The 14,595-nt window shown below is 70.6% G+C and carries 13 protein-coding genes; 8 read left to right on the top strand and 5 right to left on the bottom strand.

From position 1 onward, the window contains the following. The first annotated feature begins 85 nt into the window (after positions 1-85). Entirely contained in the window at positions 86-2,593 is a 2,508-nt protein-coding gene (locus HD593_RS12850; RefSeq protein WP_185102393.1) for a DNA gyrase/topoisomerase IV subunit A, read from the top strand. 139 nt (positions 2,594-2,732) lie between these two features. Here HD593_RS12850 and HD593_RS12845 read toward each other — a convergent pair whose 3' ends face one another. Further along, positions 2,733-3,107 carry a VOC family protein gene (locus HD593_RS12845; RefSeq protein ID WP_185102392.1) on the bottom strand — a complete coding sequence of 125 codons (375 nt, stop codon included), beginning with the start codon at positions 3,105-3,107 and terminating at the stop codon, positions 2,733-2,735. 34 nt (positions 3,108-3,141) lie between these two features. Between HD593_RS12845 and HD593_RS12840 the strand changes: the two genes are divergently transcribed. From HD593_RS12840 to HD593_RS12825, 4 genes are all read left to right on the top strand, one after another. Next, complete coding sequence (locus tag HD593_RS12840; protein WP_185102391.1) at positions 3,142-3,705, top strand: thioredoxin family protein; 564 nt, start codon at positions 3,142-3,144, stop codon at positions 3,703-3,705. A gap of 84 nt (positions 3,706-3,789) precedes the next feature. After that, entirely contained in the window at positions 3,790-4,803 is a 1,014-nt protein-coding gene (locus HD593_RS12835) for a sugar ABC transporter substrate-binding protein (RefSeq protein WP_185102390.1), read from the top strand. Then, a complete protein-coding gene (locus tag HD593_RS12830) occupies positions 4,800-5,729 on the top strand; it encodes an ABC transporter permease (protein WP_185102389.1) in 930 nt (309 codons plus the stop codon). The genes HD593_RS12835 and HD593_RS12830 overlap by 4 nt, the downstream gene beginning before the upstream one ends. A gap of 75 nt (positions 5,730-5,804) precedes the next feature. Continuing rightward, positions 5,805-6,608 (top strand): SAM-dependent methyltransferase, encoded by an 804-nt coding sequence (locus HD593_RS12825; protein ID WP_185102388.1) that lies wholly within the window; start codon positions 5,805-5,807, stop codon positions 6,606-6,608. Positions 6,609-6,965: 357 nt separating this feature from the next. On the opposite strand, the gene HD593_RS12820 is transcribed toward HD593_RS12825, so the two are convergent. Then, positions 6,966-7,283 carry a hypothetical protein gene (locus HD593_RS12820; RefSeq protein WP_185102387.1) on the bottom strand — a complete coding sequence of 106 codons (318 nt, stop codon included), beginning with the start codon at positions 7,281-7,283 and terminating at the stop codon, positions 6,966-6,968. Positions 7,284-7,421: 138 nt separating this feature from the next. Between HD593_RS12820 and HD593_RS12815 the strand changes: the two genes are divergently transcribed. Further along, complete coding sequence (locus HD593_RS12815) at positions 7,422-7,916, top strand: beta-class carbonic anhydrase (RefSeq protein WP_185102386.1); 495 nt, start codon at positions 7,422-7,424, stop codon at positions 7,914-7,916. A gap of 435 nt (positions 7,917-8,351) precedes the next feature. On the opposite strand, the gene HD593_RS12810 is transcribed toward HD593_RS12815, so the two are convergent. After that, entirely contained in the window at positions 8,352-10,418 is a 2,067-nt protein-coding gene (locus HD593_RS12810) for a DNA gyrase/topoisomerase IV subunit B (protein ID WP_185102385.1), read from the bottom strand. A gap of 247 nt (positions 10,419-10,665) precedes the next feature. On the opposite strand from HD593_RS12810, the gene HD593_RS61275 reads away from it, so the two are divergent. After that, a complete protein-coding gene (locus HD593_RS61275) occupies positions 10,666-10,896 on the top strand; it encodes a DUF7455 domain-containing protein (protein ID WP_080046306.1) in 231 nt (76 codons plus the stop codon). A gap of 110 nt (positions 10,897-11,006) precedes the next feature. Here HD593_RS61275 and HD593_RS12805 read toward each other — a convergent pair whose 3' ends face one another. Then, positions 11,007-11,708: a GNAT family N-acetyltransferase gene (locus HD593_RS12805; RefSeq protein ID WP_185102384.1), complete on the bottom strand. Its 702-nt coding sequence runs from the start codon at positions 11,706-11,708 to the stop codon at positions 11,007-11,009. A gap of 77 nt (positions 11,709-11,785) precedes the next feature. Here HD593_RS12805 and HD593_RS12800 point away from each other — a divergent pair, with 77 nt between their 5' ends. Beyond that, positions 11,786-12,535, top strand: coding sequence for a YaaA family protein (locus tag HD593_RS12800; protein ID WP_185102383.1), 750 nt, complete (start codon positions 11,786-11,788; stop codon positions 12,533-12,535). A 180-nt stretch (positions 12,536-12,715) separates the two neighbouring features. Here HD593_RS12800 and HD593_RS12795 read toward each other — a convergent pair whose 3' ends face one another. Further along, complete coding sequence (locus HD593_RS12795; RefSeq protein WP_185102382.1) at positions 12,716-14,374, bottom strand: RNA polymerase sigma factor; 1,659 nt, start codon at positions 14,372-14,374, stop codon at positions 12,716-12,718. Between the last annotated feature and the right edge of the window lie 221 nt (positions 14,375-14,595).

The following is a 14,595-nucleotide window of genomic DNA, read 5'->3' as shown; positions in this document are numbered from 1 at the left end:
GCTGACGGCTACGGTTACAGCACGAGAACAGAAGGAGGATGCGCTTCCCCTCGGCGCGACGGCCGAGGCAGCCGCGCAGCACAAGATGGCCCGACGCACGACTGCACCCCCGCCTGAGGACTTCGAGGAGCGGATCGTCGACATCGACGTCTCCGCCGAGATGCGCGCGAGCTACCTCGAGTACGCGTACTCAGTGATCTATCAGCGCGCCCTGCCCGACGCGCGCGACGGCCTCAAGCCCGTGCAGCGGCGCATCCTGTACTCGATGAGCGAGATGGGCCTGCGCCCCGACCGCGGGCACGTCAAGTCGTCCCGGGTCGTGGGCGACGTCATGGGCAAGCTCCACCCCCACGGCGACAGCGCCATCTACGACGCGCTGGTCCGCCTGGCGCAGCCGTTCTCCATGCGGCTGCCGCTGGTCGACGGCCACGGCAACTTCGGCTCGCCCGACGACCTGCCCGCCGCCATGCGGTACACCGAGGCCAGGCTGGCCCCGGCGGCCATGCTCATGGTCGAGTCGCTCGACGAGGACACCGTCGACTTCAAGCCCAACTACGACGGCCAGGAGACCGAGCCCACGGTCATGCCGTCGGCGTTCCCCAACCTCCTGGTCAACGGCACCAGCGGCATCGCGGTCGGCATGGCCACCAACATGGCGCCGCACAACCTCGTCGAGGTCGTGGCCGCCGCCCGCCACCTGATCAAGAAGCCCGACGCGACGCTCGACGAGCTGATGAAGTACGTGCCGGGGCCCGACCTGCCGACCGGCGGCTCGATCATCGGGCTGCAGGGCGTGCGCGACGCGTACGAGACGGGGCGCGGCACGTTCCGCATGCGGGCCAAGTGCACGGTCGAGCAGATCACGCCGCGGCGCAAGGGCATCATCGTCACCGAGCTGCCGTACAACGTGGGCCCCGAGCGCGTGGTCACCAAGATCAAGGAGCTGGTGACCAGCAAGCGGCTCCAGGGCATCGCCGACCTGAAGGACCTCACCGACCGGCACAAGGGCCTGCGGCTGGTCATCGAGATCAAGAACGGCTTCATCCCCGAGGCCGTGCTGGAGGAGCTCTACCGGCTGACGCCGATGGAGGAGACCTTCGGCATCAACAACGTCGCCCTGGTCGACGGCGAGCCGCGCACCCTCGGGCTGCGCGAGATGCTGCAGGTCTACGTCGACCACCGGCTGGAGGTCGTGCGCCGCAGGTCGGAGTTCAGGCGGCGCAAGCGCGAGGAGCGGCTGCACCTGGTCGACGGCCTGATCATCGCGCTGCTCAACATCGACGAGGTCATCCAGGTCATCCGGTCCTCCGACGACTCGGCTCAGGCGCGCACCCGCCTGATGGAGGTCTTCGACCTGACCGACATCCAGGCCGCCTACATCCTCGACACGCCGCTGCGCCGCCTGACCCGCTACGACAAGCTGGAGCTCGACCGCGAGAAGGAGACGCTGAGCGACGAGATCGCCAAGCTCACCGAGATCCTCTCCTCCGAGGCCAAGCTCCGCCAGGTGGTCTCGGGCGAGCTGGCCGACGTGGCCAAGAAGTACGGCACGCCGCGCCGCACGGTCCTGCTGGAGGCGCCCGGCGTCACCCGCACGCCCGTGGTGGACCTCCAGGTGGCCGACGACCCGTGCCTGGCCATGCTCTCCTCGACCGGCCTGCTGGCCCGCACCCCCGACGCCACGCCGCTGCCCGGCGAGGGCGAGCGCGCCGCACACGACGTGCTGCTCAGCGTGGTGCGGACGTCCGTGCGCGGCGAGGTCGGCGTGATCACCTCCCACGGCCGGCTGATCCGGGTGCAGGTCGTCGACCTGCCCACGCTGCCGCCGTCGGCCAACCCGCCGTCGTTGTCGGGCGGGCACCCGGTCTCCGAGTACGTGTCGCTGCAGCCCGACGAGAAGGTGGTCGGCCTCGGCTCCCTCGATCCCGACGGGCCGGGGCTGGCGCTGGGCACGGCCCAGGGCGTGGTCAAGCGGGTGGTGCCCGACTATCCGGCCAACCGCGACGACTTCGAAGTGATCACGTTGAAGGACGGCGACACCGTGGTGGGCGCGGCCGAGCTGGAGTCCGAGTCCCACGACCTGGTGTTCATCTCCTCCGACGCGCAGCTCCTGCGCTACTCCGCCTCGCTCGTGCGGCCCCAGGGGCGCCCGGCGGGCGGCATGGCCGGCATCCGGCTCGACGACGGGGCCAGGGTGATCTGGTTCGGCGTGGTCGATCCCGAGCGTCCCGCGCAGGTGGTCACCGTCGCCGGCTCCTCCACGGCGCTGCCCGGCACGCAGGTGGGCGGCGGCAAGCTGTCCGACTACGCCGAGTTCCCCGCCAAGGGGCGCGCGACCGGTGGCGTGCGGGCCCAGCGGTTCCTGAAGGGCGAGGACGAGCTGCTGCTGGCCTGGGCCGGCCCGGCACCCGCCAAGGCCGTCTCGGCGGTGGGCAAGCCGGTGCCGCTGCCGGACGAGGTCGGCCGCAGGGACGGCTCCGGCGTGCGGCTCACGCACACGATCGGCGCGGTCGGCGGCGCCCTCGGCTCAGGCCCCGAGCCCTCGGGCAGCGGCGGCGAGGCCCGGGCGGCCGACGACTCCCCGGACGAGTAGCCGCCGCGATGGACTCCCCGGGCGAGTAGGCGAGGCCCAGGACTCCGGACGAGTGGCCGCCGCGACGGCGTGACCCGTTGCGGCGGCCCGCCCGGGAGCAGTCCCCTATCGCCCGGCCCGGGCCGCCGCAGCGGGAGCCCTACACGTCCCGGCAGAGGCAGAACGGATGCCCCGCCGGGTCGAGGAACACCCGGAAGCTGTCGTCCTCGCTGGGCTGGTGCTCGTGCTTGGTGGCGCCGATCTTGAGCACCTGCCGCTCGGCCTCGTCCATGTCCGTGACCGTGACGTCGAGGTGGAACTGCTGCGGCCGGTCGCTGCTCGGCCACACGGGCGGCTGGTAGTCGGGAGCGAGCTGGAAGGCCAGCCGCTTGGGTGAGCCGCCGTCGCTGACCACCACCCAGTCGTCCTCGACCGAGGTGACCGGCCAGCCCAGGAGCTGGGCGTAGAACCCGGCCAGGGCCTGGGGGTCGGGGCAGTCAAGCACGACGGTTCTGAACTCGGCGATGCCGCCCATGCCTATCGGCTCCTTTCACGAGACAATGAGTGCCATGGCTGCCAACTCGTTCATGGTTCCGCTCGGCACTCCCGCGCCCGCGTTCGACCTGACCGCCATCGACGGCGGCAGCGTATCGCTTGAAGATCTCAAGGACTCTCCCGCCACTCTCGTGGTCTTCCTCTCCAACCACTGTCCTTACGTGCGGCACATCGAAGCCGGCCTCGGCGCCCTGGCGAGGGACTACGGGGCGAGGTTGTCGATCGTGGCCATCTGCAGCAACGACAGCGTGAACTACCCCGACGACGACCCCACACACCTCGCGGAGCAGGCCGCCCGGGCCGGGTTCACGTTCCCGTACCTGCTGGACGACACCCAGGACGTCGCCAAGGCCTACCGCGCGGCCTGCACCCCCGATTTCTTCCTGTACGACTCCCAGCTCCGGCTCGTCTACCGGGGCGAGTTCGACGGGGCACGGCCGGGCAACGACGTGCCGGTGACCGGGGCATCCCTGCGGCCGGCGATCGACGCCCTCCTCGACGGCGGGCCGGTGCCCGAGCAGCAGAATCCGTCGCTAGGGTGCGGCATCAAGTGGAAGCCGGGCAACGAACCTGGGTGATCTTCCTGGTCTCCTGTCGCTCCGTCGCTCTATGATCACCAGCAGTCCCGGGCGAGTCACCGACGACGCGAATGGAGACCCGCGATGGTCGCACCACGGACTGCCTTACCCGTACTGGCCCTGGTGGCCCTGCTCGCCGCCGGTTGTGTGAACCCCGCCGAGCAGCCGGGCGGCGGCGGGGGCGGCGCCACCCCGTCCGGCGGGGCGAGCCGGATCGGCTTCTTCGGCTTCGCCAAGGCGAACTCCTTCTCCGCGGCCACGTTCGCCGGGGTCGAGGAGTACGCCAGGGCCAACGGCGCCACGGCCGAGTTCCTCGACCCGAACTTCGACGCCCAGGCCCAGGTGCAGCAGCTCCAGGACGCGGTGACGGCCAAGCGGTTCGACGTGTTCGTCGTGCAGGCCAACGACGGGGCGGCCGTGGTGCCGGCGATCCAGTCCGCCGTGCGGGCGGGCATCACGGTCGTCGTGCAGTTCACGCCCGTCGGCACCCGGTACGATACCGCCGAGCCGCAGGTGGACGGCACGATCACGCTGATCGACGTGCCCACGCTGAACGGCGAGGGCCTCGGCAGGCTGGCGATCCAGGCCTGCCAGAGCAGGAAGCTGAACCCCTGCGAGGTCGCCTACCTGGAGGGTCTGAAGGCGCTGCCCCTGGACAACGCCCGCACCCAGGCGGCCGTGAGCGTGCTGGAGGCCGCACAGGGCGTCCGGGTCAAGGCACGGGCCGAGGGCGGCTACACGCAGGAGAGCGGGCGCAAGGCCATGCAGGACATCCTGCAGAAGGACCCCGGCATCGACGTGGTCATCGGCTCCTCGCAGGCCGTGCTCGGCGCCGAGGCCGTGGCCGGGGGCAAGGACATCCTGTACGTGGCCAACGGCGCGTCCCGCCAGACCGTCGAGGCGGTGAGGGAGGGCCGCTGGTTCGGCGCGTACTACCTGCCCGTCAAGACCCTCGGCGCCAGGGCCGCGGAGCTGGGCCTGGCCAAGGCGCGGGGCGGCAGCGTGCCCGCCACGAACGTGATGACCGACGTCGCGCCCGGGACGAGCATGGGCACCAAGGACGCGCTGGCCCAGGTGAGCGGCGAATACGACGAATGACCCGCGACCACGGCATCCTCGCCGGGGTCGCGGCCCTGGTGGTGCTGCTCTCGCTGGCCACGGACACGTTCCTGACGCCGGGGAACCTCGTCAACCTCCTCGACCAGGCCGTCGTGGTGGGGCTGCTGGCGTGCGGCATGACGCTGTGCGTGATCTGCGGCGTGTTCGACCTGTCGGCCGGCGCGGTGCTCGCCGTGAGCGCGATCGTCGCCGTGGTCGTCACCGAGCAGGCCGGCGTGCCCGCCGGTTACGCGGCGGCGGTCGCGACCGGGGCCCTGCTCGGCACGGTCAACGGCGTGGTCGTGGTGCTGTCGCGGGTGCACTCGTTCATCGTCACGCTGGCGCTCGGCCTGGTGCACCGGGGCCTGGCGCTGGTCGTCACGGGCGGCGCGATCGTCTACCCGGGGCCGTCCCGGCTGGCGGCGTTCCAGTCGCTGAGCTGGCCGACCGTGCTGGGCGGCGTCACCGCGGCCTCGCTGCTGCTGGTCGCGGTGGCCGTCGTCACGTCGGTGCTGCTGTCGGGCACCACGTTCGGCCGCCGGGTCTACGCGGTCGGCGGGAACCCCACGGCGGCCTGGCTGTCCGGGATCGGCGTGCCGTCGGTCCGCGTGGGCGTCTTCGCGATCAGCGGCGTCTGCGCCGCCCTGGCCGGGCTGGTGCTGGCCGCCCGGGGAGGCTCGGCGCAGTCGGACATGGGGACGCTGCTGGAGCTGACGGCCATCGCGGCGGCCGTGATCGGCGGGACGAGCATCCTCGGCGGGCAGGGCGCGATCTGGCGCGGCCTGGTGGGCGTGCTGATCCTGACCCTCATCGGGAACGGCTTCAACCTGCTCGGCTGGAACACCACCTACCGCCCGATCGTCGAGGGACTGCTGATCCTGGGGGCGGTGAGCCTTGATCATCGACTCAGACATCGGATGGTTTGACAGGAAAGATCCACAAACTTGTCACGAGCGCGTTACGATCTGTTCCATTCGTTTCGCGGAGTTCGAAGGGCGCAGATGACCAACCCCCCGCGCGTACCGAAGGGCATCAACCCCCACATCCCCAACGCCGCGCGCATGTACGACTACTATCTCGGCGGCAAGGACAACTTCGCGGCCGACCGCGCGGCCGCCGAGAAGATCATGGCGCTGGGGCCCAGCCGGGAGATCTGCCTGGCCAACCGGCGGTTCCTGGGCAGGGCCGTACGCCAGGTGGCCGGCCTGGGCATCGACCAGTTCATCGACCTCGGCACCGGCCTGCCCAACCAGAACAACGTGCACGAGGTCGCCCGCGAGATCCACCCGGACGCGCACGTCGTCTACGTCGACTACGACCCCGTGGTGATCGTCCACGCCCGCGCCCTGCTGGCGGGCACCGACTCGAACATCACGATCGTGCACGCCGACGTCCGCGAGCCCGCCACCATTCTCGACGCCCCGGAGACCGCCAAGCTCATCGACTTCAACCGGCCGGTGGGCGTGGTGTTCCTCGGCGTGCTGCACTGCCTGACCGACGCCGAGGACCCGTGGGGGGTCGTGGCCGCCTTCCGCGAGCGGCTGGCGCCCGGGAGCGCGCTCATCCTCTCCCACCTCACCGACGACGCCCATCCCGAGGTGGGCAAGGCGGCGCGGGAGGTGTACGACGAGGCGGACGCGCCCCTGATCCACCGCGGCCACGAGGCGGTCAGCCGCATGTTCGAGGGCTTCGACGTGCTGGAGCCCGGGGTGACGCACGTGGGCGACTGGCGGCCTGACGAGGCGTGGGAGACGCAGCTCGCGGGCGGCGAGTGGTGGTACGTCGGCGTCGGCCGCAAACCCTGACCCCGCCGCGCACCCCGACACCGCACCACGACACTGCGGCCCAACACCGCACCCCGTCACCGCACCACGACACTGCGGCCCAACACCGCACCCCGTCACCGCACCACGACACTGCGGCCCAACACCGCACCCGGTCACCGCACCCGGTCACCGCACCCGGTCACCGCGGCCCGTCACCGCGCCCCGTCATCGCGGCCTGACGACCACGGGTTGCAGACCGGAGACCGGGCACCCGGACGGGCAACCTGCGACCCGCGACCGACGGCGGGCGTCGGCGGCAGCAGGCGACCGGCGGCGGCAGACGACCGACAGCAGGCGGCGGGCAGCGGGCGACCGACGGCAGCGGGCAGCGGGAGGCTAGGTGCTGGCGGCGGCGATGGCGGCGGGCAGGGCGAGCAGCAGCTCGTGCGGCTCACCACCCTCCCAGTGCCGGATCAGCTGGTTGCCCGCCTCCCCCGGATCGAACCCCTCACACCCCAGCGGCCCGAAGCAGCCCGCCTGATCCAGCATGAGGATGAGCGGATCGTCGTCGGGAAGGCTGCCCGCATAGGCGGCGGCATCGAGAAGGGCGAGGGCACACCTGGCGTTGCGGCCGTCATCCCTGGTCTCCACCCGATCGAGGCGGCGCCGCGCCTGGGCGCGGAGGTACACGGCGAGCGATTCTGACCTACTCACGACAAACCTTCTTGGATAACGTACGTACGGCTACGACATCATCACTCAAGGTGAACGGTTTTCGTGGGAGGTTTGCCAACTCCAGCCTGTCGCCACCCCGCCATCGCGAGGCTTGAGGCATGAGAGATTATTTGTGACATGAGTGCGTTCGACGACCTGTATGCCGGCAACACGAAGTTCGCCGAGACCTTCGGCAACTCCGGCCTCACGGGCCGGGCAGCACGCGGCCTCGCCGTGGTGACCTGCATGGATTCCCGCATCGACCCCCTGGGCCTGCTCGGCCTGAACCCCGGCGACGCCAAGATCCTGCGCAACGCCGGTGCGCGCGTGACCGACGACGTGCTGCGCACGCTCGTCCTGGCCGTCGTGCTGCTCGGGGTGGAGCGGGTGCTGGTCATGCCGCACACGGACTGCGGGATGGCGAAGGTGACGGACGCGGACGTGCACGCCATGGCGAGCGAGCGCGGGATCGACACGCGCAGCCTGGAGTTCCACACGGTGCCCGACCAGAACGAGGCGCTCAAGCACGACCTGACCAGGATCAGGACGTTCCCGTTCCTGCCGTCGGGCATGCCGGTGGGCGGGGCGATCTACGACGTCCACACGGGCCGGCTCACCCCGTCCGACCACTGACCCAAGCCCGACCCCCGAACCGCCTGCGACGCCCCTCAGAGGCCCCAGCCCGTACGAGAAGGGCCGGGACGTGCACTGAGGGGCAGGAGGCGCGCACGAGCCTCCACGAGGCCCCACAGCCCCGCAGAGACCCCAGAACGCCCTTGTGACACCCGGGCCACCGCGACCCCAGTACCCTGAGCCCCTGCAGCCTGGGCCCGCCTCCCGCCACGCCCTCTGGGCCACCCGGAAGCGCGACCACCGGGCCGCACGGAGATGCGACCCGCAGGCGTTCGCCCCGCAACCGCCCGGTCAGCGGAGATGGCCGGCCAGGCGGTCACGCGGTCCCGCCCGCTCAGGCACCAGCCCGCTCAGACGGTCACGCGGTCCCGCCCGCTCAGGCACCAGCCCGCTCAGACGGTCACGCGGTCCCGCCCGCTCAGGCGGTCGACCTGCTCAAGCGTCGATGTGGTCGCGGTCCACCTCGGCCGCGCTGCTGACGATGAACTCCCGCCGCGGCGCGACCTCACTCCCCATCAGCAGGTTGAAGATCCCCTCGGCCCCTTCGGCGTCCTCGATCCGCACCCGCCGCAGGATCCGGTGGCGCGGGTCCATCGTGGTCTCCGCGAGCTGGTCGGCGTCCATCTCGCCCAGACCCTTGTAACGCTGCACCGGGTCCTTCCACCGCTTGCCCCGCCGCTCCAGGTCGCGCAGCACCTTCTGCAGCTCGGCGTCGGAGTAGCAGTAGATGTACTTGTCCTTGCCCCGCCCGGGGTTGGTCAGCTCGATGCGGTGCAGCGGCGGCACCGCGGCGAACACCCGCCCGGCCTCCACCATCGGCCGCATGTAGCGGTGGAAGAGGGTCAGCAGCAGGCAGCGGATGTGGGCACCGTCGACGTCGGCGTCGGCCATGAGGATGACCTTGCCGTAGCGGGCGGCCTCGATGTCGAACGAACGCCCGGAGCCGGCCCCGACGACCTGGATGATCGCGGCGCACTCGGCGTTCTTGAGCATGTCGCTCACGGACGCCTTCTGGACGTTGAGGATCTTGCCCCGGATGGGCAGCAGCGCCTGGAACTCCGAGTCGCGGGCCAGCTTCGCCGTGCCCAGGGCGGAGTCGCCCTCGACGATGAACAGCTCGCTGCGGTCGATGTCGTCGCTGCGGCAGTCGACCAGCTTCGCGGGCAGCGCGGAGCTCTCCAGGGCGCTCTTGCGGCGCTGGTTGTCGCGGTGCTCGCGGGCCGCGATGCGGGCCTTCGCCGCGGCCACGATCTTCTCCAGCACGGCCCGCAGCGGCTGCTTGTAGCCGCGCGGCGGGTTCGTGAACAGCTCCTTGAGCTCACGCGAGACCACGTGGGAGACGATGCGGGTGGCCGCGGAGGTGCCGAGCACCTCCTTGGTCTGCCCCTCGAACTGCGGCTCCGGCACCCTGACCGTGACCACGCCGGTCAGGCCCTCGGAGATGTCGTCCTTGGTGACGGGGTCGTCGCCGTTCTTCAGCAGACGGGTCTCGCGCAGCAGCTCGTTGATCGTGCGGACGAGGCCGCGCTCGAACCCGGTCAGGTGCGTGCCGCCCTTGGGCGTGGCGATCACGTTCACGAACGAGCGGACCGTGGACTCGTAGCCCTTGCCCCAGCGGATCGCCACGTCGACGCTGAGCTCGCGCTGCACCTCGGTGGGGGTCATGTGGCCCTGGTCGTCGAGGACCGGCACGGTCTCGTGGAAGTGGCCGACGCCCTGCAGGCGCAGCACGTCGCAGACGGGCTCGTCGCGGGCCAGGAACTCGGCGAACTCGGAGATGCCGCCCTCGAAGCGGAACTCCTCCTCGGTGCGCTCCTCGTGCCTGCTGTCGATCACGGCCAGGGTCAGGCCGGGCACCAGGAACGCGGTCTGCCGCAGGCGCACGTGGATCTCGTCGAGCGAGACCTCGGCGTCGGGCAGGAAGATCTGCTTGTCGGCCCAGAAGCGCACGCGGGTGCCGGTGACGTTCTTGGGGAGCTTGGCGCCCAGGCGCAGGCCGGACTTCTTCTTGAACTTGGCCGTCGGCCCCTCGCCGTCGAAGACGCCGGTGACGCCGCGGCGGAAGCTGATCTCGTGCACCACCCCGCCGTGGTCGACCTCCACGTCCAGGCGCGAGGACAGCGCGTTGACCACGGAGGCGCCGACGCCGTGCAGGCCGCCGGAGGCGCCGTAGGAGCCGCCGCCGAACTTCCCGCCCGCGTGCAGCTTGGTGTAGACGAGCTCCACCCCGGTCAGGCCGGTCTTGGGATGGACGTCCACCGGGATACCCCGGCCGTTGTCGCGGACCTCGATGGATCCGTCCGGGTAGAGCTCCACCTCGATCCGGTCGCAGTGACCGGCCAGCGCCTCGTCGACGCCGTTGTCCACGATCTCCCAGAGGCAGTGCATGAGCCCGCGACTGTCGGTGGACCCGATGTACATGCCCGGGCGTTTCCGCACGGCCTCCAGGCCCTCAAGCACCGAGAGGTGACGAGCCGTGTAACCCGCCTCCACAAGCGTCACTCCAGCTCCCCTGGTCTAGGCATCGAACACGTGTGCGTAGCCTACCGTTCTTCCCCTACGCGCGCGTACAAGCTTGCCATGGCGTCACGTTTGCCGTTACCAACCGGCTGATCCTCATTACTTGGGGACACATTCTGCTCTGGGCGTAGAGAGGGGGCGGTTGGGAACGTCCAGGTCCGGTTAGATGTTGTTCCAAGTGACTGACGCCAGATCCTCGCTTCGGCGGGGGTGACCCGAAAGGCGATACGTGACTGGAGCTCTCGCCCCCGTTAAGCCGCTGACGGCCCTCGACCGCTGCGACCGCTGCGGTGCCCAGGCCTACATTCGCGCGACCCTGCCTGTGGGTGGGGAGCTGCTGTTCTGCGCCCACCATGGGCGTCAGCACATCGCAGCGTTGCGTGAAAAGGGCGCCGACATCCTGGACGAGTCGGCTCGACTCAGCGAAACCCCTACGATTGCCCCCAACGACGAGCGCTGACCGCGCTGGTCGTGATGACATAACCACATATTGCATGACCAGTACGGCGACCCTGGGCCAGCCCGGGGTCGCCGTTCTGCTTCCACTCACGTGAATCCCGCCGCCCGAGGTCAGCGGACCCGGTAGTGGTACCGCCCGGCGATCTCGAAACCCTCGCTCCGGTAGAGCGCCTGAGCCCCCGCGTTCCCCGCCGTGACGACCAGGTACGCGGAGCCGAAGCCCTCGCCTGCCCGCGCCACCAGGGCCCGCAGCACCGTCCGTGCCAGCCCCCTGCGCCGGGCCTCGGGAAGGGTGGCCATGCAGTAGATCCCGAGCGTGTCGCCCTGCGGGACGGCCCGCCCGACGGCCAGCGGCACGCCGTCCTCCTCGTACGCCGCGTACCAGGCAGGCACCCCCGCGCAGATGCGCCCGGCCTCCTCCAGGCCGCTCCCGTACCGGCCGTCCACCGCCCACCAGGTCTCCAGCCAGCCGGGCCACGGCCGCTCCTCGACCCGCACCCCGCGCGCGAGCTCGCCCTTCGGCGTGCCGGCCATCACGAGGGTGGGATCGACCAGCTCGTACCCCCGGCGCTCCAGCTCCTCGCCCAGCCCGGCCGGCGCTCCCACGCCCACCGAGAAGACGCAGCGCTGCCCGCGCTCGCCGTAGAACGCCTCCGCCGCGCGGATCGCGCCGTCCAGGTCGGCCGGCGGGCTCGTGGCGAGCACGGAGTTGGCGCGCTTCGTCACCCCACCGGCCCAGCGGAGCACCCACCCGTCGTGGGCACGCTGCTCGTACGCGGGCCAGGCCTCATGAACAAGCCGGTCGAAATCCATCCGCGCAGACTAACCGCCCGCTGGGCAGCAGGGTCCGCCGGGTAGGGGGCTGGCCTGGGCCAATAGGCTATGGGGCTGTGTTGATTCTGTTGCCGCCGTCCGAAGGCAAGGCTGCGGAGGGCAGCGGGCCTCCCGTGGGCGAGCTGTCCTTCCCGGCCCTCGACAAGTCCCGCACGCGGGTGCTGAACGCGCTGGTCCGCGCGTCCAGGCGCCGCGACGCCCTCGACGTGCTCGGGCTGACGCCGGGGCTGGCGGGCGAGCTGGCCAAGAACGCGGCACTGAAGACCGCCCCCACCCTGCCCGCCGCCGCCCTCTACACCGGCGTGCTGTACGACAATCTCGGCCTGGGCACGCTGGACGAGGAGTCGAGGAGGCGGGCCGAGGAGTCGTTGCTGATCTTCTCGGGGCTGTGGGGTGTGGCGAAGATCACAGACTGGATTCCGCCGTACCGGCTCTCCATGGGCGTCACCCTGCCGCCGATCGGCGGGCTGGCCGCGTTCTGGCGCCCCAAGGTGGCGAAGGAGCTGGATCGGGTTCCGGGGCTGGTGGTGGATCTCCGCTCGGCCACGTACGCGGGGGCGTGGCAGCCCGGCTCGCGTTCGGTGACGGTACGGGTCTTCCGGGACGGCAAGGTCGTCAGCCACATGGCCAAGGCCACCCGGGGGGAGATCGCCCGCAGGCTGGTGTGTCAGGAGGTGGCTCCGGGGAGTCCTGACGAGCTGGCCAAGATCCTCGATGAGCTGGGCTACACCGTCGCCCTCGCCGAGCCCTCCCGCCCCAACCGCCCCTGGGTCCTGGACGTCCACGTCACCGACCCCACCCCTTGACCTGACCCTGACCTGAACGGCGCTCCGCCCGGGCGTGTCGCGCCGGTCGCCGTGCACCTTGCGCCGGGCTCCCCCGCACACCGTCCCACCGACGCGGTGCCAGGTCCGGAGAGCGCACCCGGTCGTGAAATGCCACGCGCCCCGCCGGAAAGTCCCGGCGGGGCGCGTGGTGTGAAGCGATCAGTCCAGGTAGTCCCGCAGGACCTGGGACCGCGACGGGTGGCGCAGCTTGGACATGGTCTTCGACTCGATCTGGCGGATGCGCTCACGGGTGACCCCGTAAACCTTGCCGATCTCGTCCAGCGTCTTCGGCTGACCGTCGGTGAGGCCGAACCGCATCGACACGACGCCCGCCTCGCGTTCCGACAGCGTGTCGAGAACGGAGTGCAGCTGCTCCTGCAGCAGCGTGAAGCTGACGGCGTCGGCCGGCACGATGGCCTCGGAGTCCTCGATGAGGTCGCCGAACTCGCTGTCTCCCTCCTCACCCAGCGGGGTGTGCAGGGAGATGGGCTCGCGCCCGTACTTCTGGACCTCGACGACCTTCTCGGGCGTCATGTCCAGCTCGCGGGCCAGCTCTTCCGGCGTGGGCTCGCGGCCGAGGTCCTGCAGCATCTGCCGCTGGACGCGGGCCAGCTTGTTGATCACTTCGACCATGTGGACCGGGATGCGGATGGTCCGCGCCTGGTCGGCCATGGCACGCGTGATCGCCTGCCGGATCCACCACGTGGCGTAGGTGGAGAACTTGTAGCCCTTGGTGTAGTCGAACTTCTCGACGGCCCTGATCAGGCCCAGGTTGCCTTCCTGGATCAGGTCGAGGAAGAGCATGCCGCGGCCGGTGTAGCGCTTGGCCAGCGAGACCACGAGCCGGAGGTTGGCCTCCAGCAGGTGGTTCTTGGCGCGGCGGCCGTCCTCGGCGATCCACTCCAGCTCGGCCTTGACGTCGACGGGCAGCCCGTCGGTCTCGCCGCCGCCGAGCTGCTCCTCGGCGAACAGGCCCGCCTCGATGCGCTTGGCCAGCTCGACCTCCTGCTCGGCGTTGAGCAGGGGGACCTTGCCGATCTGCTTGAGGTAGTCCTTCACCGGGTCGGCGGTGGCGCCGGCGGCGGCCACCTGGGCCACCGGAGCGTCATCGTCGTCGTCGGAGAGGATGAGGACCTCTTCCTCGGTCTTCTGCGCGGCGGCGACGTCGGCGGCCTTGGGCTCCTCGTCGGAGTCGTCGTCGTCGGAGTCGCCCTCGGAGTCGGACTCGTCCTCGGCGACGATCTCGTCCTCGACGTCGATGTCCTCGAGGTCCTCCAGCTCCACGTCGCCGTCGAGCTCGATGTCCTCGTCGTCGTCCGTCTCGCCCCGCGGGGCCTCGGGCGCCTTCGGCTTGGTGGTGTCGGCAGGCCCAGCGTTCTTCTGCTCGGCCTTCTTGGCGGCGGCGGGTGCCGCGGCCTTCTTCGCCGCCGGGGCGGCCTTCTTGGCAGGGGCCGCCTTCTTGGCGGCCGGCTCGGCTTCAGCGGTGCCCACGACCGCGGTCACGGTCTCGGGCTGCTGCTCTTTGGCGGCCGCCGCCGTCTTGGTCTTGACGGGGGCGGCGGTGCGGCGCTTTGCTGGACCACGAGACTTCTTCGGCGCAGCCGAATCCGCGGCGGTCACCACCACGGTCACGCCCTCTTTGCTGAGGTTCCGCAAGAACGCGGCGGCGTGCGACATGGGGATGTCCGCCTCCTCGAAGGCCTGACGGACATCCTCAGACTCGAGGAAACCCTGCGAGCGCCCACGCTCGAGCAGTCGCTGAATGACGGGCTCGTTCAGCTCTTGTGGCTTCGAGCGAGTCGAACTTGCAGGCGACACGAACACCTCTCGAACGAACGCGTGGCGACAATGGACCCAGATGCCCGCTGGGGGGCTGTTGCCTCTCTCGGAGATCGGTGAGGCCGTGCGGACCGCGACGGACCTGCACAGCATTGTGGCACGACCCCGCACTCCATACGGCCACCTCCCGGCGGTTGACCTCCACCCTAGGCCGACCGAGACAGTAGTGCGTACGTAAGCGGGCCACTGATACCCGAAAG

The organism is Nonomuraea rubra, assembly GCF_014207985.1.
In the GTDB taxonomy this organism is placed as follows: domain Bacteria; phylum Actinomycetota; class Actinomycetes; order Streptosporangiales; family Streptosporangiaceae; genus Nonomuraea; species Nonomuraea rubra.
This window is presented reverse-complemented; position numbering and strand designations above follow the sequence as displayed.